This is a genomic window from Pseudomonas sp. S3_G06 (assembly GCF_054667565.1).
Window position 1 is genome coordinate 1,277,024 of sequence record NZ_CP162738.1, and the last position, 25,495, is coordinate 1,302,518.

24 protein-coding genes and 2 pseudogenes are annotated in these 25,495 nt (G+C 60.3%); 15 read left to right on the forward strand and 11 right to left on the reverse strand.

Going from position 1 to position 25,495, the window contains the following annotated elements; translation table 11 throughout:
• Positions 1-809: 809 nt before the first annotated feature.
• From AB4N47_RS05800 to rimA, 3 genes and pseudogenes are all read left to right on the forward strand, one after another.
• Positions 810-1,838: pseudogene (locus AB4N47_RS05800) on the forward strand (methyl-accepting chemotaxis protein); the annotation flags it as partial.
• 201 nt (positions 1,839-2,039) lie between these two features.
• Positions 2,040-2,744 carry a methyl-accepting chemotaxis protein gene (locus AB4N47_RS05805; protein ID WP_370593522.1) on the forward strand — a complete coding sequence of 235 codons (705 nt, stop codon included), beginning with the start codon at positions 2,040-2,042 and terminating at the stop codon, positions 2,742-2,744.
• 139 nt (positions 2,745-2,883) lie between these two features.
• A complete protein-coding gene (gene rimA, locus AB4N47_RS05810) occupies positions 2,884-3,693 on the forward strand; it encodes a S6 modification regulatory phosphodiesterase RimA (RefSeq protein ID WP_150741235.1) in 810 nt (269 codons plus the stop codon).
• Positions 3,694-3,751: 58 nt separating this feature from the next.
• Here rimA and AB4N47_RS05815 read toward each other — a convergent pair.
• The 7 genes and pseudogenes from AB4N47_RS05815 to AB4N47_RS05845 form a co-directional block, all read right to left on the reverse strand.
• Positions 3,752-3,910 (reverse strand): annotated as a pseudogene (locus tag AB4N47_RS05815) (DUF6691 family protein); the annotation flags it as partial.
• A 99-nt stretch (positions 3,911-4,009) separates the two neighbouring features.
• Positions 4,010-4,795 (reverse strand): transporter substrate-binding domain-containing protein, encoded by a 786-nt coding sequence (locus AB4N47_RS05820; RefSeq protein WP_341637077.1) that lies wholly within the window; start codon positions 4,793-4,795, stop codon positions 4,010-4,012.
• A 58-nt stretch (positions 4,796-4,853) separates the two neighbouring features.
• Positions 4,854-5,723, reverse strand: coding sequence for a copper homeostasis membrane protein CopD (gene copD / locus AB4N47_RS05825; RefSeq protein WP_016775437.1), 870 nt, complete (start codon positions 5,721-5,723; stop codon positions 4,854-4,856).
• 3 nt (positions 5,724-5,726) lie between these two features.
• Positions 5,727-6,101 carry a copper homeostasis periplasmic binding protein CopC gene (copC, locus tag AB4N47_RS05830; RefSeq protein ID WP_137214691.1) on the reverse strand — a complete coding sequence of 125 codons (375 nt, stop codon included), beginning with the start codon at positions 6,099-6,101 and terminating at the stop codon, positions 5,727-5,729.
• Between the two features lie 32 nt (positions 6,102-6,133).
• Positions 6,134-7,003 (reverse strand): copper resistance protein B, encoded by an 870-nt coding sequence (locus AB4N47_RS05835; protein ID WP_460154432.1) that lies wholly within the window; start codon positions 7,001-7,003, stop codon positions 6,134-6,136.
• An 11-nt stretch (positions 7,004-7,014) separates the two neighbouring features.
• Entirely contained in the window at positions 7,015-8,712 is a 1,698-nt protein-coding gene (locus AB4N47_RS05840; protein ID WP_341637079.1) for a copper resistance system multicopper oxidase, read from the reverse strand.
• 102 nt (positions 8,713-8,814) lie between these two features.
• Positions 8,815-9,285 carry a hypothetical protein gene (locus tag AB4N47_RS05845; RefSeq protein WP_122752110.1) on the reverse strand — a complete coding sequence of 157 codons (471 nt, stop codon included), beginning with the start codon at positions 9,283-9,285 and terminating at the stop codon, positions 8,815-8,817.
• A 164-nt stretch (positions 9,286-9,449) separates the two neighbouring features.
• Between AB4N47_RS05845 and AB4N47_RS05850 the strand changes: the two genes are divergently transcribed.
• The 4 genes from AB4N47_RS05850 (at position 9,450) to AB4N47_RS05865 (ending at position 12,008) form a co-directional block, all read left to right on the forward strand.
• Entirely contained in the window at positions 9,450-10,118 is a 669-nt protein-coding gene (locus AB4N47_RS05850; protein ID WP_130926845.1) for a ribonuclease T2 family protein, read from the forward strand.
• Positions 10,119-10,222: 104 nt separating this feature from the next.
• Positions 10,223-10,750 carry a PAAR domain-containing protein gene (locus tag AB4N47_RS05855; RefSeq protein WP_341637531.1) on the forward strand — a complete coding sequence of 176 codons (528 nt, stop codon included), beginning with the start codon at positions 10,223-10,225 and terminating at the stop codon, positions 10,748-10,750.
• 4 nt (positions 10,751-10,754) lie between these two features.
• On the forward strand, positions 10,755-11,483 hold the full coding sequence (locus AB4N47_RS05860; RefSeq protein ID WP_133340438.1) for an alpha/beta hydrolase: 729 nt from the start codon (positions 10,755-10,757) through the stop codon (positions 11,481-11,483).
• Complete coding sequence (locus tag AB4N47_RS05865) at positions 11,484-12,008, forward strand: hypothetical protein (protein ID WP_341637081.1); 525 nt, start codon at positions 11,484-11,486, stop codon at positions 12,006-12,008.
• 15 nt (positions 12,009-12,023) lie between these two features.
• Here the strand turns inward: AB4N47_RS05865 and AB4N47_RS05870 are convergent, their stop codons facing one another.
• The gene (locus AB4N47_RS05870) at positions 12,024-12,881 is read right to left on the reverse strand and encodes a LysR substrate-binding domain-containing protein (RefSeq protein WP_460154570.1); all 858 of its coding nucleotides are present in this window, start codon (positions 12,879-12,881) and stop codon (positions 12,024-12,026) included.
• A gap of 109 nt (positions 12,882-12,990) precedes the next feature.
• Here AB4N47_RS05870 and AB4N47_RS05875 point away from each other — a divergent pair, with 109 nt between their 5' ends.
• From AB4N47_RS05875 to AB4N47_RS05885, 3 genes are all read left to right on the forward strand, one after another.
• Complete coding sequence (locus tag AB4N47_RS05875) at positions 12,991-13,698, forward strand: haloacid dehalogenase type II (RefSeq protein WP_341637082.1); 708 nt, start codon at positions 12,991-12,993, stop codon at positions 13,696-13,698.
• Between the two features lie 11 nt (positions 13,699-13,709).
• Entirely contained in the window at positions 13,710-14,483 is a 774-nt protein-coding gene (locus AB4N47_RS05880; protein WP_341637083.1) for an aldolase, read from the forward strand.
• A gap of 174 nt (positions 14,484-14,657) precedes the next feature.
• Positions 14,658-16,226: a sensor domain-containing diguanylate cyclase gene (locus AB4N47_RS05885; protein WP_341637084.1), complete on the forward strand. Its 1,569-nt coding sequence runs from the start codon at positions 14,658-14,660 to the stop codon at positions 16,224-16,226.
• Positions 16,227-16,386: 160 nt separating this feature from the next.
• Here the strand turns inward: AB4N47_RS05885 and AB4N47_RS05890 are convergent, their stop codons facing one another.
• Positions 16,387-16,722: a hypothetical protein gene (locus tag AB4N47_RS05890; protein ID WP_212616753.1), complete on the reverse strand. Its 336-nt coding sequence runs from the start codon at positions 16,720-16,722 to the stop codon at positions 16,387-16,389.
• A gap of 189 nt (positions 16,723-16,911) precedes the next feature.
• On the opposite strand from AB4N47_RS05890, the gene AB4N47_RS05895 reads away from it, so the two are divergent.
• The 4 genes from AB4N47_RS05895 to AB4N47_RS05910 all read left to right on the forward strand — a co-directional run bounded on the left by AB4N47_RS05895 (position 16,912) and on the right by AB4N47_RS05910 (position 21,636).
• On the forward strand, positions 16,912-17,352 hold the full coding sequence (locus tag AB4N47_RS05895; RefSeq protein ID WP_016775423.1) for a carboxymuconolactone decarboxylase family protein: 441 nt from the start codon (positions 16,912-16,914) through the stop codon (positions 17,350-17,352).
• Between the two features lie 252 nt (positions 17,353-17,604).
• On the forward strand, positions 17,605-18,096 hold the full coding sequence (locus AB4N47_RS05900) for a sigma-70 family RNA polymerase sigma factor (RefSeq protein WP_130926840.1): 492 nt from the start codon (positions 17,605-17,607) through the stop codon (positions 18,094-18,096).
• Between the two features lie 40 nt (positions 18,097-18,136).
• Complete coding sequence (locus AB4N47_RS05905; protein ID WP_341637085.1) at positions 18,137-19,114, forward strand: FecR family protein; 978 nt, start codon at positions 18,137-18,139, stop codon at positions 19,112-19,114.
• A gap of 98 nt (positions 19,115-19,212) precedes the next feature.
• Positions 19,213-21,636, forward strand: a complete 2,424-nt coding sequence (locus AB4N47_RS05910; protein ID WP_341637086.1) for a TonB-dependent siderophore receptor — start codon at positions 19,213-19,215, stop codon at positions 21,634-21,636.
• A 90-nt stretch (positions 21,637-21,726) separates the two neighbouring features.
• Here the strand turns inward: AB4N47_RS05910 and AB4N47_RS05915 are convergent, their stop codons facing one another.
• On the reverse strand, positions 21,727-22,878 hold the full coding sequence (locus AB4N47_RS05915) for an MFS transporter (protein ID WP_341637087.1): 1,152 nt from the start codon (positions 22,876-22,878) through the stop codon (positions 21,727-21,729).
• 244 nt (positions 22,879-23,122) lie between these two features.
• On the opposite strand from AB4N47_RS05915, the gene AB4N47_RS05920 reads away from it, so the two are divergent.
• Positions 23,123-24,103, forward strand: a complete 981-nt coding sequence (locus AB4N47_RS05920; protein WP_341637088.1) for a diaminopimelate epimerase — start codon at positions 23,123-23,125, stop codon at positions 24,101-24,103.
• A 153-nt stretch (positions 24,104-24,256) separates the two neighbouring features.
• Here AB4N47_RS05920 and codA read toward each other — a convergent pair whose 3' ends face one another.
• Entirely contained in the window at positions 24,257-25,492 is a 1,236-nt protein-coding gene (codA, locus tag AB4N47_RS05925; RefSeq protein WP_071172997.1) for a cytosine deaminase, read from the reverse strand.
• Positions 25,493-25,495: the final 3 nt, after the last annotated feature.

Genomic DNA, 25,495 nt, shown 5'->3' on the forward strand with positions numbered 1-25,495 from the left:
CTCTGATTCTGGACCATTTTACTCAACGTGTTTTCTGCGTGCTTTTGGGCGTTTTCAAGGGTTTTCGGGATCTGGTTGGTACGATGTACCCATTCGAAGCCAATGCGTACCACTTTCGTTTATGGCACCTGTAGGACATGAAAACTGGCCGATGGGAGCTCTGTGCTACACAGCGCAGCACCGCATCAGGCGCAATGGGTTGCAAGTCTACCAAGAGAGCCGGATTTACGCCCGGATACGGACTGCGCAATCGTGAATCAGAGCTGGATTGTTGGCCGAGGTTCTTGATGGCTACAACATCTTCATCGAGCAGGGGCCTGCATTCTGTCCAGCCTGGCATTTGCGCTAGGTCGAGACCTGTCGCCGTATGACGATTCCCAATCCAGCAGAAGACTGATTCGCCAGGCATTTGAATCCGCATTTTCAACCCCGTTTTCCGTCAGTAGCGATGTGCCACAAATCATGATGGCAATGCGTTATCACGCCGCTCAAAAAGTTCAACGATTATACAAAAATATAAAGTTGTACAAGTTTTCCCAAAATTAATAGCATCCCTCCAGACACCTTTGCTGAAACGATAAATCCAGCGTGCAAATGCTCTGTTTGCGAGGTGAAGGGTTTGTCTGCCGGTGCTCGCGTCGGGTCTCTTTTCGACGCTTCAACAGCATCGGCATTTGCATCTCCGGGACAGCTGGAGCGTCCCGTATTACGCCTTGGATGACGACCCCCGAATGTCTGGACGGTGACTGTGGTTACCGGAGATCAATTTTTGTGCCTGGCGTTTCGCGTCAGGACGTTTGAGGCTGAATATGGCAGTAGCATCGAATTTCCTCGGTGACATCAAAGTTTCCCGCAAGCTGGGAACCGGCTTCGGCATTCTTCTGCTGGCCGTTTTGGCGGTTGCCTTCATTGGCTATAACAGCAACAGCGTGCTGGTTGATCGCTTGAGTACGACGCGTCTGATCGGCACGTTGAATGACGCTACGCAAAATATGCGTCTGTCCGAGAAACAGTACGAAGCCGCCGCTGACGCAGCCTTCGCCGAATCCTATAACGCGCAGTTGAATGTCTTGCAGGGCCTTGTGGGCAAGGCGCTGGACACCTTGACCCGCGCTGAAAACCAGCAAGCCTTGAAGGCTTTGCAAACCACGATTGTTGCCTACGACCAGAAGGTCAAACGGCTGATCGCTGCCGATCAGTCGACCACGGATGCGCTGAAACCGCTGACGGCGCTGTCGGACAAGTACGCGCAAACTTTTGCCGGCATGCTTGAAGGCACCACGACCAGTGCCTTGGCGTCTGCCGATGGAGAAAGCGTTCGGGAGCTGCGCACGGTGGCCGATTTGCGCAATGGCATGACCACGTTTCGCCTGATGTTGCGTCGTTACATTGCGGTGCCCAACGACGTGAACAAAAAACTGCTGATGGAAACCATCGATAGCTTCTTGAGTGATATCACCAAGGCGCGCACCAACCTGCCGACGGCGCTGTCGAGCCAACTGGAAGAAGCCCACGCCGGCATGCGGCGTTATCGCGAAGTACTGGTGGAAGTGGCCGGGCTGTTTGAGCAGAAGCAGAACATGCGCGAGCAGGTCGACCAGGAAAGCAAGGCGATGGACAAGATCATGAGTGGCCTGATGGACACCCAGCAGCGTCTGGCGCATGAAGATCAGCGCTCAGCCTTTGTTCAGATGGCGGTATTGACCCTGCTGGCGCTGGCGATCGGGCTGTTTGCTTCGGTGGTCATCTCGCGTCAGATCACTGCGCCGCTAGCGCTGACGGTTGATCTGGCACGACGTATTGCCAAAGGCGACCTGACGGTACAGGCCAGGTCTGCGCGCAAAGATGAGTTGGGCGATCTGCAAAATGCGATGCAGGAGATGGCGCAGAACCTGAACACGCTGGTGCAAGGTATCGGCAATGGCGTCACGCAGATTTCCACCTCTGCGGAAAAGCTCTCGGCCATGAGCGAGCAGACCAGCGCAGGTGTACGTCAGCAAAAAAGTGAAGTGGATCAAGTTGCCACGGCGATGCACGAAATGGCTTCGACGGTGCAGGAAGTTGCGCGTAACACCACCGATGCCTCCGCTGCCGCGACCCTCGCCGATCAGCAGGCGCGCCACGGCAGCACGGTGGTCAAGCAGGCGACGGTGCAGATCAGCGAACTTGCCATGGCCATTGAGGAGTTGGGCGGTGCGATGAATGTGCTGACTCAGGACAGCGAGCAGATCGGCAAAGTCATCGATGTGATCAAAGCCGTCGCCGAGCAGACCAATCTGCTCGCGTTGAACGCCGCTATCGAAGCCGCGCGGGCGGGTGAGCAGGGTCGTGGTTTTGCTGTGGTGGCAGACGAAGTGCGCTCGCTGGCGCAGCGCACGCAGGACTCGACCAAGGAAATCGAAGCGCTGATCGTTACCCTGCAACAAGGCACGCAAGCGGCCGCGACGCTGATGACCTCAAGCCGCGAACGCACCCTCGATACGGTGGTACTGGCGCAGAAAGCCGAATTGGCGATTACCGAGATCAATCAGTCCATCGGTACGATCCAGGAGATGAGTCTGCAGATCTCGGCCGCCGCCGAGCAGCAAAGTGCCGTGGCCGACGAAATCAACCGCAGCATTGTCAGTGTGCGTGATGTGGCTGACCAGTCGGCTGTCGCCAGCGAAGAAAGTGCGGCGGCGACGATCGAATTGGCGTCCCTGGGGCAGGACCTGCAGCGAATGACCGCGCATTTCCGCACCTGACCATTTTACGTCGAGCACGCGGCGCCTTTGAATATTCAGGCGCCGCAGGGCTGCAGTTGTTGCCTGGTTTGCAGATGACGCAATCCTGCAACTGATCATTTATCACCATGGAAGGTTACAACCCGTTATCAGGGGTGTCATGACCGACTTTCCAAAATCATTCGCGTCTCCCGGTGGCTGCCAGGGCTGTAGGAACAAAGGCGTGCCAGAGATGGATTTCGCCTTCGCTTTCCAGCCCATTGTGGATCTGCGCGATCAAACGACGTTTGCCCATGAAGCGTTGGTTCGCGGCGTAAACGGTGAAGGCGCCTTGTCTGTCCTGGAGCAGGTGGACGATCAGAACCGTTATCGATTCGATCAACTGTGTCGTGTGCGGGCGATTTCCACGGCGGCTGACTTGGGCATGACGCAGTACCTGTCGATCAACTTTCTGCCGAACGCCGTTTACCGTCCGGAAATGTGTATCCGCAGCACATTGGAAGCGGCGCGCACATACGGCTTTCCGCTGGAGCGGCTGATCTTCGAGGCTGTGGAAGGCGAGCACGTCGAAAGCAACAAACACTTGATGAATATCTTGCGTGAGTATCGTGAGTTTGGTTTCAAGACGGCGATCGACGACTTTGGCGCAGGCTATTCCGGCCTTAACTTGTTGGCGGATTTTCAACCGGACCTGATCAAGCTGGATATGGCGCTGATCCGCAATATTCACCGTGACCGCGTACGCCAGACCATCGTGCGCAACGTGGTGAACATGTGTAGAGAGTTGGGCGTGGAAGTGATCGCCGAGGGCATAGAAGATGCCGAGGAAAGAGACTTTCTCGCCGATTGCGGCATTTATCTTATGCAGGGCTACTGGTTCGCCAGGCCCTCGTTCAAATCGTTGGCGCAGATCTCGACGAGTGCGTGGCAGGGGAGATCATCCAATCCGCGCTCTTGTGCAAAACATTGATCACCACGAACACTGGCTGCCGTCGGTGCCATGCGCCTGAATGCCGGTTGTTCTGCGGTCACGGGTTGCGTCGGGTTTCCTGCAGCGTAAATAGCCCCATGCCTGCGATCATCGCCAATACGAAAACGATTGCCTGCCAGTGGCCCGTCAACAGGATGGTCACTGCCGGGCCGGGGCAGATGCCGGCTATCCCCCAACCGACGCCGAACAGCAGGCCGGCCAGGAATGCATTCAGTTTGAGCATGCTCAGATTCCCGACACCGCGTGCATTGAGCGAACCGTTCCCTCAATGCGCGCGTCGGCCGGGTTCCGTGGCTTACTGCGGCACCGCAATCCACTCACTCAACGTCTGCTGATACTTGCCACTGACCTTGCTCAAATGCAGCCACTGATCGACATACAGTTTCCAGCTGATGTCGTCGCGCGGCAGCAAGTACGCCTTCTCGCCGTATTGCATGTACTGATGCGGATTCACCGCGCACAAACCGGGTTTGAGTTTCTGCTGATACAGCGCTTCCGAGGCGTCGGTGATCATCACGTCGGCTTTGTTGTCGAGCAGTTGCTGGAAGATCGTCACGTTGTCGTGCAGGGCCAGTTGCGCTCTGGGCAGGAAGGCGTGGACGAAGGCTTCGTTGGTGCCGCCGGCAGGTTCCACCAGGCGCACGTTGGGCTGGTTGATCTGGTCGATGGTCTGGTATTTGGACTGGTCGGCGCAGCGCACCAGCGGGATCTTGCCGTCGGTGTCGAGGGTGTTGCTGAAGTAGGCCTTTTTCTGCCGTTCCAGTGTGACCGAGATGCCGCCCATGCCGATGTCGCACTTGCCGGCCTGCATGTCGGGCATCAGGGTTTTCCAGGTGGTCTGCACCCATTGCACCTTGACGCCGAGGCTGTCGGCCAGGGAGCGGGCCATGCTGATGTCGATGCCTTCGAAGTCGCCGTCGCTGCGCTTGAAGGTGTAGGGCTTGTAGTCGCCGGTGGTGCAGACGCGCAACTGGCCTTGTTGCTGAATGCTGTCGAGGTGGGACGTGGCGGGGTCAGCGTGAGCGCCAGTCGCCAGGGTCAGCAGGCCGCCGAGGATCATCGTGCTTTTTAGTGTTGTCATTGAGATCGGGCTTCTGAAAGGGAAGGTGGCCCAGTGTAGTGAAAGCCTTCCACGGGTGTCATCCCGGGTCCGGACTCAATGTGCCCAGCCACGCCACCAGCGCCACGATCAACAGGGCAAGGGCCAGCTCCATCACTACACTGCGCCGCAGCGCGTTCGCGGCGATGAGGTGCTGGCCGTCGCGCAGCGATTGTTGCAGTGACGGTCCAAGATGAAAGCGGTTCAACGCAGCCAGCACCAGCATCACGGCAAACGCCAGCACCTTGATCGTAAGCAACTGCCCGTAGGTCCCGAACAGCACTCCGTCGAGCCTTGGGCCGACGATGAAGAGATAATTCATCACGCCGGTGACCGACACCGTCAGCACGATCAATGCGCCCACCCATTCGAAGCGTTTCACTGCATCGGCGAGCAGGCGAAAGCGTGTGTCACCGATCCGCCCGCTCGCCATCAACACCAGCGCCAGCAAGGCACCCAACCACGCTCCCGCCGCAAGCAAGTGCAAGATGTCGCTGAGAAAGTGCCAGAACCGCAGCCATCCTTCGTCCATCGCTCCGTGCCCGCTCCATGCCAGCGAAGCGAGGGCAATGGCGCCTGCCAACGACGCTGGCCACAGACTCGGCCGGATCACTACGATGGCCAGCGCTGTCATCCGCAGCGCCCACGCCAGGCCAACGTCCGTTTCCAGCAGCATCATCTGCAGGTGCGGCCACAACGCCGCGAGCTGGGTTTCGCCACTCATGGCGCGGGTCATCAGCACCAGCCCGGCCACTGACAGCAATGCCCCTGTCACCGCCATGCCCCGCAACAACGGACGGAACCGCAGCAGCGCGTTGAAGCTGTACAAGCCAAACAACGCCAGGCCGAACAACAGCAGCAAATCCACGTACAAGGCGAACCGCAGGATGATATTGAGCAGGTCCGCCATTGTTCACTTCACTTTGAACGTGACGTTACCGGTGATCGGGTGCGTGTCGGCGGACACCGCGCGCCACTGCACCTGATAGGTGCCGGCAGGCAGCGGGGCGAGCGGGGTGATCAGCATGGTTTTCGGATCGCTGCTGGCGCTGACCTTGGCTTTCATCGGCATCGGCGAGTGAGCCATGCCACCCATTTCGGTCATTACCAGTTTGGCCCCGGAGAACTGCGTGACCAGGTTCTCGGAAAAGTGCAGCTCGATCCTGTTCGGCGCGGCACCTTCCGCGCCTTCGGCCGGCGTTGACGAAAGCAGTTTCGGATGGGCCTGGGCGAGGGTGCTCAGGAGCAATCCGCTGGCGAATATCAGGGGCAGGGTCAATGTGCGCATGCAAGGTCTCCGGTTTGTTTTTGTAGAAAAATTCAGAACCACAGCCTGACGCCGAGGACGAGGCGCGCCTCACTGCGGTCCTCGTCTTCTTCGCGGGCATAGTCAGCGGTATTGCCGTAAGTGCGATTCCACGTCACGCCGATATAAGGCGCGAATTCGCGGCGGATTTCATAGCGCAACCGCAGGCCTGCCTCGGTATTGGACAACCCTGAGCCGATGCCTCGCTGCGGATCGTTTTTGCCGTAGATGTTGAGTTCTGCGGTCGGCTGCAGGATCAGTCGGTTGGTCAGCAGGATGTCGTAGTCGCCCTCCAGGCGTACCGCACTCTGGCCGCCCTCGCCAATGAAAGCCGTGGCTTCGGCCTCGAAGTTGTACAGCGCCATGCCTTGCACGCCGAACGCGGCCCAGGTTTGCGGTGCGCCGGGTTTGAAGTCCTGACGCACGCCGCTGACCACGTCCCACCATGGTGAAATCGCGTGGCCCCATAGCGCTTGAATTTCCGCGTCTTCAGTCTTGCCGTTGTTGCGCTCGCCTTCAGAGCGCAGCCACAGCCGATCGGTATCCCCGCCGATCCAGCCGGACAGATCCCAGGACAAAGCGCTGCCGTCATCGGCGTTCTGCCATTCGAGTTTGTCGGCAAGAAAGTAGCTGTTTATAACGCTGTCATGCACCTGATGACCGCCGGGGCTGGTGAACACCGCAGCGCGGTCGGCGTCGGTCACGGGCGGAATCGGCGTGCGGCTTTCGCTGGGCGCGGCGGGCTGCATCATGCCGTCGTCCATGCTTTGCATTGCCGAATGATCCATCCCGGGCATCTGGCTGTGGTCCATGCCGTGCATGGCGTCGGCGGCCATGGATGAGGTGCCGGCGAGCAGCAGCGAAAACACGCTGAGTCGAGTCATGATCGGCCTCTTCATTCTTCCACCCGCACTTCGCGGAACATGCCCGTTTCCATGTGATAAAGCAGATGACAGTGATAGGCCCAGCGGCCGAGGGCGTCGGCGGTGACGCGATAGCTGCGGCGGCTGCCGGGCGGCATGTCGATGGTGTGTTTGCGCACCTGAAAGTTGCCGTTTTCGTCCTCCAGATCGCTCCACATCCCGTGAAGGTGGATCGGGTGGGTCATCATGGTGTCGTTTACCAGCACCAGGCGGATGCGCTCGCCGTATTTCAGACGTAGAGGCTCGGCATCGGAGAATTTGATGCCGTTGAACGACCAGGCGAATTTCTCCATGTGGCCGGTCAGGTGCAGTTCTATCGTGCGGCCCGGATCGCGGCCGTCCGGGTCCTCGAAGGTGCTGCGCAGGTCGGCGTAGGTCAGCACTCGGCGGCCGTTGTTGCGCAGGCCGAGGCCTGGGTCGTCGAGCTTTGGCGCGGTGATCATGGCCTGCATGTCCACCAGCGGATTGTTGTTTTCACTGTCGGGATGGGCTTGCATCGGGCCCAGGGCGGAGTGATCCATGGCACTCATGTCCATGCTGCCGTGGTCCATGCCGCCCATGCCCATGTCGTCCATGCTCACCAATGGACGCGGATCCAGCGCCGGCACTGCTGCCGACATGCCGGCGCGTGTGGCGAGAGTGCCACGGGCGTAGCCGGTGCGATCCATTGCCTGGGCGAAAAGGGTATAGGCCTCGGTTTCAGGTTCGACGATCACGTCATAGGTCTCGGCCACGGCAATGCGCAGTTCATCGACGCTGACCGGTTTGACGTGCAGGCCATCGGCAGCCACCACAGTCATTTTCAATCCCGGAATACGCACATCGAAATAGGTCATGGCCGAGCCGTTGATCAGGCGCAGGCGCAGTTTTTCGCCGGGACGGAACAGCCAGGTGAAGTTGTCATCGGGCGCCTGGCCGTTGAGCAAAAAGGTATACGTGGCGCCACTGACGTCGGCGATGTCGGTGGGGTTCATGTTCATTTGCGCCCACATCGTGCGATCGGCAACTGTGGCGCCCCAGCCTTTTTCACTGACGTCGTTGATAAAGTCGCCAACGGTGCGTTTGTGAAAGTTGTAGTAGTCGGACTGCTTTTTCAGGGTCTTCATCAGGCTGGCCGGGTCTTCGTCGGTCCAGTCGCTGAGCATCACCACGTAGTCGCGATCGTACTGGAACGGCTCCGGCTCTTTGGCCTCAATGACCAGCGGCCCATAGACGCCGGCCTGCTCCTGTAAGCCGGAATGGCTGTGATACCAGTAGGTGCCGTGTTGCCGAACCTTGAACTGGTAAACGTACACGCCCCCCGGTTCGATGCCATGGAAACTCAGACCCGGTACGCCGTCCATGTTCGCCGGCAGCAGAATGCCGTGCCAGTGAATCGAGGTGTCGGCGGTGAGCCGGTTACGCACCCGCAGCGTCACGGTATCGCCTTCGCGCCAGCGCAAAAGCGGGCCGGGCAGGCTGCCATTGATGGTCATCGCTGTGCGTGCCGAACCCGTGAAATTGACCGGAGTTTCGCCGATGAACAACTCGAATTCGTTGCCGCTCAGTTCGTTGACGGGCGCGGCGCCGTTCAGCGCCCAGACCGGTGTCCGCCAGAGCCCGAGGCCACCGAGCAAGCTACCGGCGGCCAGGCCTTTGACAAAAGTGCGTCTTGTGAGAATGGAAGGCATGCGCTGGAAATCCCCGTCTGGCTCATGACAGAGAGACTAGCCAGCCCCGGCTTTCAGTTGGCTGAGGCAAACATTACAGTTTTGTCAGTTAACCTGGGCGGCTTACAGGCTCAACCCTTGCTGCACCACCTGCAGCAGATTGTTTTCCGTCAGCGCGATCGCATCCAGCTCCTGGCCGGTCTCGATAGTCTGCAACCACCAATGGCTTTCGCCATGCTCGTCAACCGTGCGCAGCAACGACTGATCGCGCCCCGGCACCTTGATCTCGACACGTCCGCAACCGTCCTCGGTGAACCGCGCAATCGGATCGAAAATCAGACTGTGATTGTTCGCTTCGATCACCAACTGGTCGATGGCGTAGTCGTGGCTTTCGCCGTCCGGCGAACTTTCGCAAACGTGCGTAGGATTGCGCCGAATCTTCAGTCCTACTTCGGTGACTGGCTGCAGCCAGCCCTCAATGCGGTGGTACAAGTCGTACACCTGAGCAGGCCAGCAATCGATTTCCAGCGCCGCATCAGCCTGGGTATGCCGTGTCTGCTTGAGTCTGGCGGCGAGTTCGTCTGCTTTACTCATGTCGGTTCCCTTGTTGGATGTCTGCCTGTTCAGCGTAGACCTTTGCACGACGCAGGGCCTTGCCTTGCGTCATGCGCTTGCAATACAAGCGTGTCGAAATCAGCACTGGCCAGGTCTGGCCAACAACGAAAACCACGGACGCAGGCGTCCCAAGGAACGGGTTAATGAAAAAGCTGTTTACAATTCTAGCGCTGATCGCGCTGACGGCCGGTAGCATCGGCATGAGTTCGGCGCGTCAGCCGGAGTCGAACAAAGCGCAGGCGGAATCGGTGGCGGGGGTGTTCGACTACTACCTGCTGGCGCTGTCCTGGTCGCCGACTTTTTGTCTGTCGCACAAGGACGACGCGCAGTGCACCGGCAAGGGTTATGGTTTTGTCCTGCACGGTTTGTGGCCGCAATACGCCAAGGGCGGCTGGCCAGAATCCTGCCCGCCGCTGACCAGGCTATCGGCGGCAGAAACCAGCAAGGGCCTGACGATGTACCCGACGAAAAAACTTCTTGATCACGAATGGTCCAAGCACGGTACCTGCAGCGGTCTTGGCGCGGAGGGCTATCTGGACAAGTCCGATCAGGCCCTCGGCGCGGTGAAGATTCCGCAGGCGTTACAGCCGTTCGGCTCGACGTCGTACTACTTCGAAGCGCAGGAGATTGTCGATCTGTTTCGCAAGGCCAATCCGGGTATTCCCGAAGACGGAATTGCGGTGGTTTGCAGCGGCCCGCAGCTGTCGGAAGTGCGGGTGTGCATGGACAGGGATTTGCAGTTCGGCGCGTGTGGCAAAGGGGTGAAGACGCAGTGTCGTGCGGGGGATATTCGGGTGCCGCCGGTACGGTGAGCATCAGTAACAGCCTATGAAAAGAGGCGCTCGCACGAGCGCCTTTTTTTCGCCTGACGATTTGTAGCGTTTGGCAAATTCGCGCATGCTGCGCGCCTCAAAGGATCTGCACGACACATTGCAAGGAGCTGTTCATGAGCGGAAAACCCGCTGCCCGCGTCACCGACCCCACCGCCTGCCCGTTGCCGGGACATGGCACCAACCCGATCGTCAGCGGCTCGCCGAACGTGAGTTTCGACGGACTGGCGGCTGCGCGCATCACTGACAAGTCCGCTTGCGGCAGCGCGATCAGCGGCGCTGTATCTGGCACCGTGTTCATCAATGGCCTGAACGCGGCGACGCTGGACAGCACCGGTGGCCACGGTAATGTCGTCATCGGCGGTTCAGGCACGGTGATCATTGGCGACACCGTAGTCGCGGCGCCTTTCAGTGGTCTGCTGCCGATGCCGGTGCACTTCACCGACAAGCTGAAACTGGTCAACGATGTGACCGGTGAACCGATGCCCAACCATCCCTACATGATCCAGCGCGCCGACGGGCGCATGGAGCATGGCGTGTCTGATGCCGACGGATTTACCCATGAAGTCAGTTCGCACCTGCCTGAAACCATCAAGCTGTTTCTGGAGGAGTGAGGCAATGACGGCTGAGACGGTAACGTGCGCGAAGGGCAACACTTACAAGCTGCACAAGGAGCATACGCTGACCGACAAGAAGGATGTCAGTGCCAAGCCTGTGCCGGTGGAAAGTACCAAGGCGATCGTGCTTTTTATTGGCGGGGCTGGGGATAAGGAGAGTTATTACTTTTCAGGGCCTTTCGAAAACGTCAGCGATGCTAAAACCGTTTTCGATAAGCGAAATGACGCGTTGGAGAAGGCGGGGAAGTATAAGTCCAAGTGGCTTGGTTATAACGAAGTGCGAGGGAAGAAGGACATTCAGAAAAATGTGCTTAGTTTGATTCCCTATAAATCCTGCCCCATCTTCATCGTCGGTCACAGTCTGGGCGGCTGGAATGGTGCGCATCTGTCCAGTGTCATGTCCGGGTGGGGCTACGAAATCAAGATGCTGGTAACGCTCGACCCAGTGGGGGAAGGCACGCTGGTCTGGCTAGGGTCCGACATTTATGGAGACAAGCCAACGCCGGTAGCTAATTACTGGATCAACATAAAGGCTGTGCCATCGAGGCCTGATCAATCCGACTCAGTAGCTGATTTCGGAGAAAAATGGCAGATCAATAGCGGGCCAGATATCAATGTGAATATGAATACGAACCACGCTAATGCTTCAGCGATGTTCTTGTCGCCCATCGCCCAAGGACGGTCAGTGAGTGACCTTATGTACGATGCAATCAACAAGGAAACCTGTTGAATGAAGAAGTTGTCGGTTGGGCTCATGCTCATTTTCTGTACCTCTTGCGCCAAGGATCACAGTGTTCCTCCCGCAAACCTGAACTTTCATACTTTAGAAAGGGAGGGCAATAGCTCCCTTTACGCTTTTTATTATGGCTCTGACGTAGATCTATTGGATTTATTCAACAGGGGCAAAAGGGTAGGTGCCGCTTCGACAATGCTGAAGTGCGCACTGGGTGAAGACAAGGATTTTTCGATTACTAACCGGTTCAGGTATTCCGCATACGGTTTAATCGACGAAGATGCGTCGAACAAAGCACGGGGCAGATTCAACTATGTAACAAGTGCCTTTTTAAGCCAAACCCAAGATAACGGCAGCACGCAGGACAATCTTTCAGTACCGGAACTCAACGACCTGCTATCCCGCAAAAAAAACATACCCTGCAAAGTCGTCATCACCGCCTTCGGCTACAAACCCTACTACTCAAACACCATGAACATCCCCGCCGCCGACCTGCTCCGCGAAATCAACAAACCCCAATAACCCTCCGGGGGGGATTCACGCAAATCCCCCCGCATCCACCCCCAACTCCCCACGCAAAAACTCCACCAACCTTCGCTGCAGCCCGCTCAAAACCCCCTCACGACTAACCAGCGCCAGTTCCGTCGGCGCCAACTCATGCATATCCGTACACACCTCATGCTCTGGCAAGACCGCTGACACCGGCAGCACCGAAATCCCCAACCCGGACGCTACCGCCGCTTGAATCCCGGTCAGGCTATGGCTGCCGAACGCCACTCTCCATGGTCGCTGCGCCACATCGAGCAAGCGAATCGCCCGTTGTCGGTACAGGCAGCCCTGCGGAAACAGCGCCAGCGGCAGCACACCGTCGCAGGTGTTGACCTCAGCGCCTTTGACCCACACCAGCCGTTCCGGCCAGGTGGCCCATGCCGGGCCGCTGTCGGGTTCGCGTTTGATCAGGGCAATGTCGATGTCGCCGGCGTCGAGGCGTTGGCGCAGGTCGAGGCTCATGCCACTGATGGTTTCCAGGCGCGCCTGCGGATGGTTGCGGGTGAAACCGGCGAGGATCAGTGCCATGCGCCGGGCGTCGAAGTCTTCCGGCATGCCGATGCGCAGCACTTCCAGGTCGACGTCACTGGCCAGCGCTTGCGTGGCTTCTGCGGACAGTGCCAGTAATCGGCGCGCGTAGTGGATCAGCAGTTCGCCGTGTTCGGTGACCGCGACGTTCACTCCGCTGCGGTCGCGAAGGAGTAGCGGGTGGCCGATCAGATCCTCGAGTTTGCGCACCTGCTGGCTGACCGTCGATTGCGTGCGGTGCACACGTTCGGCAGCGCGGGTAAAGCTGCCTTCGTCGACCACGCAGACAAAGGTTTTCAGCAGTTCCAGATCCAGCATGGCGGCGTTCCAGATAGTGGATTTGCGAATGACGATCGATTGTTTATTTAATTTCACACTATCACCGCACGCTCATATGCTGAAGTCCTCACTTTGGAGGAATCGACCGATGACCTTGAACAACACGCCGCGCCCGCAATGGCTGACCTTCGATTGCTACGGCACGCTGATTCAGTGGGATGAAGGACTGAAAGCCGTGGTCGAGAAAATACTCAGTGACAAGGGCGAGCACGCAGTCGACGCCCCTAAGTTGATCGAAGTCTACGACCGTCACGAGCATCGTCTGGAACAAACTCCGCCGCACCGTTCCTTTCGGGAACTGAGCACCCTCGGCCTGCACCTGGCGCTGGCAGAGTTGGGCTTGCCGAGCCAGCCCGAGGACAGTCAACGCCTGGCGACAGCCATCCCGAACATGCCGCCATTTGCCGAAGTGGTCGACACCCTCGCGCAGCTCAAAGCCTTGGGCTTCAAGCTGTGCATCGTCTCCAACACCGACGACGACATCATTGCCGGCAACGTTGCGCAGCTCGGCGGCCATATCGACCGGGTGATCACCGCGCAACAGGCCGGTGCCTACAAACCGGCGCCGCGTCTGTTCGACTACGCTCATGAGCAATTGGGCGTGACCCGGGATGAAGTGGTGCACATCTGCGCCAGCCCGACGCTCGATCACACGGCGGCGCGGGACATGGGTTTTCGTTGCGTGTGGATCGATCGCGGCACGGGTCGTCAGTTGTTGCCGGACTATCGCCCCGACGCGATCCTCTCCAGCCTCGATCAAGTGCTGCCGCTGTTCAAATCCCTCGGCTGGACCTAAGGAGAATTGCCATGGCTCATATCTTGAGCGGCACTGGCAAAGCCAGACCACGCGCAACGCTGCACCTGGAAACCGAGGCGATCATCACCGCCCGCAACGAACTTGCTGCGTGCTTTCAACTGGCCGCATTGCATGGTCTGGAGGAGGGCATCTGCAATCACTTTTCGGCGATGCTGCCGGGGCATGATGATCTGTTTCTGGTCAATCCGTACGGCTACGCTTTTTCGGAAGTGACCGCGCAGAATCTGCTGGTCTGTGACTTCGCCGGCAATGTGGTCGATGGCGATGGCGAGCCCGAAGCAACCGCGTTCTATATCCACGCGCGCCTGCACAAACAACTGCCACGGGTAAAAGTCGCGTTCCATACGCACATGCCGCACGCCACCGCGTTGTGCCTGTTGCAAGGCCCGCCGCTGCTGTGGCTGGGGCAGACCGCGCTGAAATTTTACGGGCGCACAGCGGTGGACGATGATTACAACGGTCTCGCGCTGGACGCATCCGAAGGCGACCGCATCGCCAGCGTCATGGGCGACGCCGACATTCTCTTTCTGAAAAACCACGGGGTGATTGTCGCCGCGCCGACCATTGCCGAAGCCTGGGACGATCTGTATTACCTGGAACGCGCTGCGCAGGTGCAGCTGCTGGCGATGGCCACTCAGCGCGAATTGAAACCGGTGCCCCATGCGATTGCGCAGCGCGCCTATGAGCAAATGCGTGAAGGCGATGCGCAAAGTGCCCGCGCACACCTGACCAGCGCGATGCGACGCCTGGCCCTGCACAACTGATTAACCGTAAAAGAGCAATCGTAAATAAATCGACGAAAAGCGATCATCCAAACTCGCGACGCGCCGATAACTGGGCGGGAGGCGGGCGTTTGCCCGGTACATCCCGGTGGGCTACGCTCACACATACAAGGGTTTCGGGCTCGCGCCCCTGTCGTACCTGCCCAGGACATGCTTTTGCCAATCCCCATTCACGATCCGCATCAGGCCCCCGGCACGCTCAAACGGTTGCCGCTTCGCAAAGCGGCGGTGCTGTTTATCGTTGCGGTGAGCCTGTGCCTGTGCGGTCTGCTGTACCTGCAACTGGAGCAGTCGCGGCGTCAGGATCTGGCGGTGGCGAAAATGGCCTCGGGCAACCTGACCCGGGCTATGGCGCAGCAGGCCGAGGACACCGTGCGGGCGGCGGATCTGGTGATGACCAGCCTGGTCGACTGGATTCAGGACGATGGTTACGGGGCGGCGCAGCGCCCTCGGTTGCAGCGGATCTTTGCCCGCCGCGCGCAGCAACTGGATCAGCTGCATGGCATCTTTCTCTTCGATCGCGAAGGGCAGTGGATCATCACCTCGTTCGCCGATCTGCCTCGTGGCAACGGCGTGGCCGATCGCGACTATTTCAAGTTCCATCAGCAGAATGCGTCGACCGTTGCGCACATCGGCCCGGCGATTCGCAGCCGCGAAAACGGCGAATGGATCATCCCGATTTCCAGACGCGTGAACGACCAGCTCGGCAACTTTCAGGGCGTGCTGATGGCGGGCATCCGCATGTCGTACTTCGATCAGTTCTTCAAAAGCTTCAGCCTCGATGACAGCGGCATCATGTTTCTGGCGCTGACCGACGGCACCTTGCTGGCGCGACGGCCCTTTGATGAGTCGTTGATCAATACCTCGGTGGCCCACGGCGAGATCTATCAAACCCTGTTGCCGAACGCTAACGCTGGCACCGCGATGCTCAACTCCGTGGTCGACGGCGTGACCCGCTTGTATGGCTATCGCCAGCTCGCCTCGTATCCGCTGGTGGTCTCTGCCGCGACGTCGCAAGACACGATTCTGCAGGGCTGGTATGACCGCGCATTTCAGTCCAGCGTGATTGTCGCGCTGGTGATTCTCGGGGTTGGCCTGTTCGGCTGGGTGTTCATTCATCAAGTGCGCGATGGCGAACGTATCGAGAAAAACCTGCGCAAGGCGCAACGGGCGCTGGAGCAGATCGCCACCCACGACAGCCTGACCGGGTTGGCCAATCGGCGCTTGTTCGAGCGCTCGCTGGACATCGAATTTGCCCGGGGCGCGCGCCAGGTCAGCCCGGTGAGCCTGATCATGCTCGATATCGATTTCTTCAAGCGCTACAACGACGCCTACGGCCATGTCGCCGGCGATCAATGCCTGGCGCAGGTGGCGCAAGTGGTGAAGGCCTGCTGCCAGCGCAAGTCGGATCTGGCGGTGCGTTACGGCGGCGAAGAATTTGCCGTGCTGCTACCGGACACCGACATCAACGGCGCGCTGGCGATTGCCGGGCAGATTCGGCGCAGCGTGATCGACAAGCACATCATCCACAGTGGGTCGCCGACCGGTTATCTCACCGTGAGCTTGGGCTGTTATGCGTTTATTCCACACGGCAACGACAGCCCGCAGGTGTTTATCCAGCGCGCGGACGCGGCGTTGTATCAGGCGAAAAATGCCGGACGCAACCGCGCGGCGGTGTATGCGCCGGAGGAAGGTTTTGCCGAGCTGATGCGGTCGGATCGCTGATTTTATCAATCAATGTAAATCGAAAGTGGGAGCGAGCCTGCTCGCGAAGAGGGCATGTCAGTCACCCTATTTGTTGACTGGTACACCGCTTTCGCGAGCAGGCTCGCTCCCACATTGGTCCGTGATGGACTCAGGACTATCCGGGATGGCTCTTGTTCGTTCAGCCGCCGGTGCCACCGCCCGCACCACCCGTGCCGCCGCCGGCCGAGCCGGTGCCGCCACCCGCGCCGGAACCCGAGCCACTGGCGCCGCCATTGGTGCCCGTGCCGGTGCCCATCCCCGAGCCAGTACCGGTGCCGGTGCCGTTATTGGTTCCGCCAGAACCAGTGCCGCCCGATGGCGAGCCCGGGGTGTTGTCTGGCGGCATGGTCGAGCTGCTGGCGCCGCCGGACTTGGTGCCCGTCGCATCGGTGCTGTCATTGGCCGCGAAGCTGGCGGCGGATGCCGTGGCGAGCAGGCCGGCCAACAATAACGAAGTGAGTTTGCGCGTCATCATGGTACGTCTCCTGATAAAGGGGATTACCTGATATTGGTCTTGCGCACTGAAACCTTGGTGCCCGTCGAGTGACGAGCGGTCAGTCGCTGCGCCAAGTGGCCTACCGTTCTTCTGCAATATTGGCTATTTGCCGAACCACCCCCGGGGACTAACGTAGCCACACATTCAATCGCTACCCCGGAGCCCACCATGCAACCTCGTGCCGATTTCTACACCGCTTCCCCCGATGCCATGAAAGCGATGATGGCGCTGGAAAATGCCGTCTCGAAACTGTCGCTGGAAAAGAGCCTGCTCGAACTGGTCAAGCTGCGCTCTTCACAGATCAACGGTTGCGCATTCTGCATCGACATGCACACCGCCGACGCCATCAAGGACGGCGAAACCCCACGCCGCCTGTTCGCCGTGACGGCATGGCGGGAAGCGCCGTTCTTCAGCGAGCGTGAACGTGCCGCGCTGCTGTGGACCGAGTCGCTGACACAACTGAGCCTGACCCACGCGCCGGACGAAGACTATGAAGTCGTCGCTGCGCAATTCTCGCCAAAGGAGCTGGTTGACCTGACCGTTGCGATCAACACCATCAACGGCTGGAATCGCCTGGCGGTGGGCTTCCGCAAACTGCCGCAGGCCTGAAACACTCACGCTATTCCCTTGTGGGAGCGAGCCTGCTCGCGAAGGCGACGTGTCAGTCACCATCATCGTTGCTGACATACCGCATTCGCGAGCAGGCTCGCTCCCACAGGGACCTGCTCAATGCCCATCGGAGCTCGGCGTCGTCGGTGGTTGCACCTTGCGCATCAAGAACACCATCACAGCGTGCATTGCTTTGTATTAATACGAAGCATTACTATTCACGCCCCTTTCTCACCACGCCGCCCATCCCCCATGCGCTCCCGCAGATCCGGCTTTTTCGAGCATTACGAAGAGTTGATCGGCACCTGGACTCGGCGCCTGCGCAATCGCGCGCAGGCCGAGGATCTGGCGCACGACACCTTTGTGCGGGTGCTCGAGGCGGATTCGGCGGCGGTGCAGCAGCCGCGTGCGTATTTGCACCAGACCGCGCGCAATATCGCCGTTGATGGTTATCGGCGGGAGGACCGGCGGGGCGCCCTGGAGTCGGAGGCAGTCGAGGACACTGCGTCGTCGGCGGGCGATCCGGAGCATTACATGCACGCGATCCAGTTGGCCGATTCCATCGAACGCGCGCTCACCGAGCTGCCGCTCAACTGCCGCAAGATCTTTGTCTGGCAGAAGATCGAAGGCCTGACTCAGGCAGAAATCGCCGAACGCCTGGGGCTGTCCAAGAACATGGTCGAAAAGTATATGATCCGCACCCTGCGCCATCTGCGTGAGCGGCTGGATGGCTTGCAGTCATGAGCGTTCGCACCTTTTCATTCTCAGCCGGACAGGACATTCCATGATGGAGACGGGTGATTGCGCCTGTGGGCAAGCGGCGGTGCGTGACGAGGCGGCGGCCTGGTTCGTGCGATTGCAGGAGCCGAATGTCAGCGTCGAGCAACAGCAGCGCTTCGAGGCCTGGCTGAACGAGCATCCGCAGCACCGCGAAGAATTCCAATTGCTGCAGGGTTTGTGGGCGGCGGCTGATCTGCTGCCGACGCCGCGTCTTCAGGCGCTTGCGCAAACTCCCCGCCGCGAACGCCGGCCGTTGTTGCGTTATGCCGTGGCCGCGAGTGTTCTGGCCGTGGCGCTGGGGCTTGGCTTGTTCAGTGGTTTGAATCATCCGGGCGCTTACCGCGCCGAATTCGCCACGGCGCCGGGCGAGCGCAAGCATGTGGCGTTGCCGGACGGTTCGCTGATCGATCTGAACAGTCGCAGCCGCTTGCAGGTGCGTTATGAGAAGGATCGACGGTTGATCGAATTGAGCGCGGGCGAGGCGATGTTCAGTGTTGAACACGACGCCTCGCGTCCGTTTATTGTCGAAGCCGGCAGCGGCAGGGTCACGGTCACCGGTACGCGTTTCGATGTGCGCCGCGATGCCACGCAGACCCGCGTGGCGGTGGAGCAGGGCACGGTGAAGGTGCAGGGAAGTGCTGCCCCGGACAACCAATTCATCAACCTCACCGCAGGCCTCGGCACTGCGGTCGATGCCCAAGGCAAGGTCCTGCCGGCCTACGCGGTCAACCCGGCGGAACTGACCGCATGGCGCAACGGCAAACTGGTGTTCAACAACGCCAGCCTCAGCGAAGTAGCGGCGGAAGTATCGCGCTATCGCGACAAACCGCTGACCGTATCCCAGCCGAACGTGGCCAGCCTGCGCCTGACCAGCGTGTTCAAATCCGACGACACCGACGCCTTGCTCAAAGCCTTGCCGAGCATCCTGCCGGTGACGGTGCGCACCCTCGCCGATGGCAGTCAGGAAATAATTTCCAGATAGCATTCAGGTTTTTTCCCCGTTCATCGTCTTCCTGTTCAACTGCAACTGGTTTGCATTAACAGCCGCACACTCTTGCGATCCACAGGACTCCGTACGACGTGAACACCACCACAATTCACAATAAAAAATCCCCTTGGTTGCTACTGGCCTTAGCGCTCGCGGTCACCACAGCAATGCCCGCGTTTGCCGCTGAAGCCATTCATATCCGCGCGCAACCGCTGGGCCAGGCCTTGAGCGAACTGGGCCAGCAAACCTCGCTGCAGGTGTTTTTCAGCCCCGAACTGGTGGCCGGCAAACAGGCGCCAGCGGTCGACGGCGACCTTTCGCCAGAGCAGGCTTTGCGGCAGCTGTTGCAGGGCAGCGGTCTCGATTATCAGATCAATGAAGGCTCAGTGACGCTCGCCCCAGCCGCCACCTCCACAGCCAGCAACGGCCCGCTGGAGCTCGGCGTGACCGACATCAAAGTGGTCGGCGACTGGCTCGGTGACGCCGACGCGGCGGTGGTGCAGAACCACCCCGGCGCACGTACGGTGATTCGCCGCGAAGCGATGGTCGAGCAGGGCGCGATGAACGTCAGCGACGTGCTCAAGCGCGTGCCCGGCGTGCAGGTGCAGGACTCCAATGGCACCGGCGGCAGTGATATTTCCCTCAACGTCGGCGTACGCGGTCTGACTTCGCGCCTGTCGCCACGCTCGACCGTGCTGATCGACGGCGTACCTGCCGCGTTTGCTCCGTACGGCCAGCCGCAACTGTCGATGGCGCCGATTTCCTCGGGCAACCTCGACAGCATCGACGTCGTGCGTGGCGCCGGTTCCGTGCGCTACGGGCCGCAGAACGTCGGCGGCGTGATCAACTTCGTGACACGCGCGATCCCGGAGAAAACCACCGGCGAAATCGGCACCACCCTGGAAACGACGCAGTACGGCGGCTGGAAACACATCGACACCGCATTTATAGGTGGCACCGCCGGCAACGGCATGGGCGTCGCGCTGCTGTACTCCGGCGTCAACGGCCACGGCTATCGCGAGCGCAACAACGGCAACGACATCGACGACGTGCTGCTCAAGACGCACTGGGCGCCGACCGACCAGGACGATTTCAGTCTCAATTTCCACTATTACGACGCCAGCGCCGACATGCCCGGCGGTCTGACCCAGCGTCAGTACGACGACAAACCGTACGAATCGGTGCGTGACTACGACCAGTTCACAGGCCGGCGCAAAGACGTGTCGTTCAAGTGGATTCGCCAGATCGACGAGCGCACCCAGGCAGAAATTCTCACCTATTACACCGACAGCTTTCGCGGCAGCACCATCGCCGCGCGCGATCAGCGCACCCTCAGCTCGTACCCGCGTTCCTACTACACCCTCGGCATCGAACCGCGCGTGTCGCGGGTGTTCGATGTCGGCCCGACCACCCAGGAAGTCAGCGTCGGTTATCGCTATCTGAAAGAGGCGATGCACGAAGAGTCGAGTCGTCTGGCGCTGGTCAACAACCAGCCAGTAGTCACGCCGACTTCCGACGGCCATGTGTTCCAGGATCGCACCGGTGGCACCGAGGCCAATTCGGTGTATGTCGACAACAAGATCGACGTCGGCAACTGGACCATCACCCCAGGCATTCGCTTCGAACACATCAGCACCGATTGGCACGACCGCGCCGTGCTCGACACCGCTGGCCGCCCGGTCCCGGAGAAAAACCGCAGCATCGAAAGCAACGAACCGCTGCCGGCGCTGAGCGTGATGTATCACCTGTCCGATGCCTGGAAGCTGTTCGCCAATTACGAAACCTCATTCGGCAGCCTGCAGTATTTCCAGCTCGGCCAGGGCGGTTCGGGTGACAGCACCGCCAACGGTCTGGAGCCGGAAAAGGCCAAGACCTACGAGATCGGCACGCGCTACAACGATGATGTCTGGGGCGGCGAGGTGACGCTGTTCTACATCGACTTCGATGACGAACTGCAATACATCAGCAACGATGTTGGCTGGACCAACCTCGGCGCGACCAAGCACCAGGGCATCGAAGCCTCGGCGCACTACGACATGGCGGCCCTCGATCCGCGCCTCGATGGCCTGACCGCCAACGCCGGTTTCACCTACACCCGCGCCACCTATGAAGGCGAGATCCCCGGCTTCAAGGGCCGCGATCTGCCGTTCTATTCGCGGCAGGTTGCCACGGTCGGATTGCGTTACGAGATCAACCGCTGGACGTACAACATCGATGGCTTCGCCCAATCGAAACAGCGTTCGCCGGGCACCGGTGTGAATGCGGATGGCAGCTTCAATGGCAACTACATCACTGAAGGCACGGCGGACGGGCAGTACGGCGACATCCCGGGTTACGTGACCTGGAACGTGCGCGGTGGCTACGACTTCGGTCCGCAGGTGTCGAACCTCAAGCTCGGTGCCGGGGTGAAGAACGTCTTCGACAAGCAGTACTTCACCCGCTCCAGCGACAACAACTCGGGGATGTATGTCGGCGCACCGCGCACGTTCTTCGTGCAGGCCAGCGTAGGTTTTTAAAGCACAAGATCAAAAGATCGCAGCCTTCGGCAGCTCCTACAGGGGAACGCAAATCCATGTAGGAGCTGCCGAAGGCTGCGATCTTTTGCTTTAGACCTTCAGAACTTTGCCGCCGATCGCCACAGCCACCAGCAACACCGCCATCAATCCAAAGGCAAAACTCAGACTGCTGGCATGCGCGACAAAACCGATCACCGCCGGCCCGGCGAGAATCCCGGCATAACCCAGCGTGGTAATCGCCGGTACCGCGATGCTCTCCGGCATCACCGTCTGCTTGCCCACCGCCGTGTACAGCACCGGCACGATGTTCGAGCAACCGGCGCCGACCAGCGCATAACCGAGCAGCGCCGCTTGCCAGCTCGGCGCGAAGGTGGCGAGAAACAACCCCGCCGCCGCCAACAGCCCGCCGAACAGAATGATCCGCGTGGCACCCAGCTTGCGCACGATGCGATCACCGAGCAGACGGCCGACGGTCATGGTCAGGGCAAACGCTGCGTAACCCAGGCCCGCGTAGGCCGTGTCGATCCCGCGTTCCTGAGCGAGGAACACGGCGCTCCAGTCCAGCGCCGCGCCTTCGGTGAGGAACACGATGAAGCACATGCCGCCGATAAACAGCACGATGCCATGGGGAATGGCGAACGCCGGGCCGGAGCTTTCGCTGCCATAGGGCAACATGTGCGGCACGCACTTGAGCAAGGCGCCGATCAGCAAAACCACTACCACCAGCATCGCCGCCAGCGGTGTCAGCCCGAGGCCGAGCAGGGCACTGACGCCCGCCGCACCGACAATGCCGCCGAGGCTAAACAGGCCGTGGAACCCCGACATCATGTGCTTGCCGCTGGCGCGCTCGACGATCACCGCTTGCAAGTTCACCGTCGAATCCACCGTGCCGAGACCGGCGCCGAACATGAACAGCGTGGCGATCAGCGCCGGGATCGACGACACCGTCGCCAGCAAGGGCAGTGCCGCGCAGATCAGCAAGGTGCCGGCGGTGGCCACACGTCGGCAACCAAAACGCGTGGCAAGAATCCCCGCCAGCGGCATCGCCAGAATCGAGCCGACGCCCAGGCACAACAGCAATAACCCCAGCGTGCCCTCATCCAGCCCGGCTCGCGCCTTGGCATACGGCACCAGCGGCGCCCACGCGGCGATGCCGAGGCCGGCAATGAAAAAGGCAACGCGCGTGGACATCTGTTGCAGGCGTCCGGGGACGAACGTGTCTTGGGGGTTGAGGCTGGTCATATCGATCCTTGGCAAAAAAACAACTGCATCCCGAGTGACATTCTGACGGCGTTGAGGTTCGATCTCAGGCCTTTCGGGGCATAACGGTGAACATCCTACCCTGTGGGAGCGAGCCTGCTCGCGAAAGCGGTGGGTCAAATATGGAATTGTCGACTGACGCACCGCCTTCGCGAGCAGGCTCGCTCCCACGCTGGTTTGCGGTTTACAGTCGAATTTTCGCCAGCATGGAATACGGGAACAAGGCATGACGAAGTTCTACGACGCACGCGGCAATATCTACGCTGTGGTCTCACCCCAAGCCTTGCGCGAGGTCGGGATTGCCTTGCCGGCCAGCGCCACCGAGTGCGCCGCATCTCGGCAGCACTGGAGCGAAGCCGCCATCGCCCTGTGCTGCGGCTGGCCCGCCGGCCAGCGTCCGGCCAACAGTAAACCCCACCGCAGCGACGGCCTGCTGATCGGCCCGTTTCAGGCATCTGCGCCGTTCGATGTGCTGATCGTCAACACTGACGGCAGTCTCGCCGAGCGCAGCGGTAACGGCCTGACGATTTTTTCTCAGGCATTGACCGAGCAAGGCTTGATGGCGGAGCAGGGCGCCATGCTGCGCGTTCATCATGACAAAGGCGCGGCGCTGGAAACCTCGGTGAGACCCGCCCAAGTCGAAGGCGTGCGCGGTTTTTGGCTCGACCTCGGTCAGCCCAAATTTGGCCCGGAGGTTGTGGGTGCGCATACGGTTGAAAGCGTTCAATTCAACAATCGCGACGTCAGCCAGGTCCAGCCCCTGGCGGAACTCGATCCTGACTGGGCACACAGCCAATTCGTCCGTATCGGCAATCCGCACTGTGTAACGCTGCTCAGCGATGCAAGCGCTTTGCCGAGCAATGAACAGATGCGTGAACCCACCTTGAACCAACGGCTTACAGCGATCGCCTATGCGATGCCCAACGGTGCCGGCAATCCGTGCCCGGCGGGCGTCAATCTGCAATGGGCCGTGCTGGCGTCGCCGCAGCAAATCCTCGCCCGTGTATTCGAACGTGGCGAAGGACCAACCGCATCTTCCGGCACCAGCGCCAGTGCGGTCGCGTGTGCCGGGTGGCGGGTGGGTTGGGTCGAGGCGGGTGAAGTGCGGGTGGTCATGCCGGGTGGCACCGCACCGGTTTTGCTTGAGGTTTCGCAAGGGGAGTTGCTGCGCGTGAGATTGTTTGGCACGGCGCGGTTGATCGCTTGATTCGGCCGACGCCATCGCTGGGATCTTCTGTGAGAGCGAGCCTGCTCGCGAAGAGGTCGGCACATCCAACATCGAGGCGCCTGGCATGGCGCTTTCGCGAGCAGGCTCGCTCCCACAGGTTTTGGTCTCGGCCCATCGGGTTCAGCGTACTTCTCAACTGAACTCCACTACCGGCATCTGCCGCTTCATCAACACCTTGCCGCCACGAATCGAATACAGCGGCAGGCCCTGGCTGCGGATCACTTCGTAGTCGCTGTCCGCCGAGAGAATCAGCAGGTTCGCCGGGCGGCCCTGTTCCAGTCCGTAGCGCTCGCCCAGGTGCATGGCTTTGGCGCTGTTGTCGGTGACCAGATCCAGCGCACTTTGCAGGTTGCGATAACCGAGCATGTGGCAGATGTGCAGACCGGCTTCGAGCACGCGCAGGATGTTGCCGTTGCCCAGCGGATACCACGGGTCGACGATCGAGTCCTGGCCGAAACACACGTTCATCCCGGCTTCGAGCAGTTCATTGACGCGGGTGACGCCCCGGCGTTTCGGGAAGTTGTCGAAGCGTCCTTGCAGGTGAATGCTTTCGGTCGGGCAGGAGACGAAACTGATCCCGGAATGGCCGAGCAGGCGGAACAGTTTGGCGCAGTAGGCATTGTCATAAGAACCCATCGCCGTGGTGTGGCTGGCGGTGACGCGGGCGCCCATGTCGCGGCTGCGCGCTTCTTCGGCGAGCACTTCAAGGAAGCGTGAATGCGGATCGTCAGTCTCGTCGCAGTGCACGTCGACCAGGCAGCCGGTGCGCTCGGCCAGGTCCATCAGGAACTTCACCGAGCTGACGCCCTGATCGCGGGTGTACTCGAAATGCGGAATGCCGCCGACCACGTCAGCGCCCATGCGGATCGCTTCTTCCATCAACTCGCGCCCGTTGCGGAACGACTCGATGCCTTCCTGCGGGAACGCGACGATTTGCAGGTCAATCAGGTGACGGCTTTCCTCGCGCACTTCGAGCATGGCCTTGAGCGCGGTGAGTTGCGGGTCGGTGACGTCAACGTGGGTGCGCACGTGCTGAATGCCGTGGGCGGCCAGGGCCTGAATGGTCTTCTTGGCGCGGGTCTTGGTGTCTTCTTCGGTGATGGTGACCTTGCGCTCGCCCCAGCATTCGATGCCTTCAAACAGCGTGCCGCTCATGTTCCAGCGCGGCTCGCCAGCGGTGAGGGTGGCGTCGAGGTGGATGTGCGGCTCGACGAAGGGCGGCACCACCAGATTGCCGCCGGCATCGAGGTCATCCGGGCCGAGGGTCGGCGCTTCGGTCTGACGGGCGATGCTGTGGATCAGGCCGTCTTCAAGGTGCAATTCGTGCAGGCCTTCCTGGTTGCGCAGGCGGGCGTTGATGATGTGCATCAG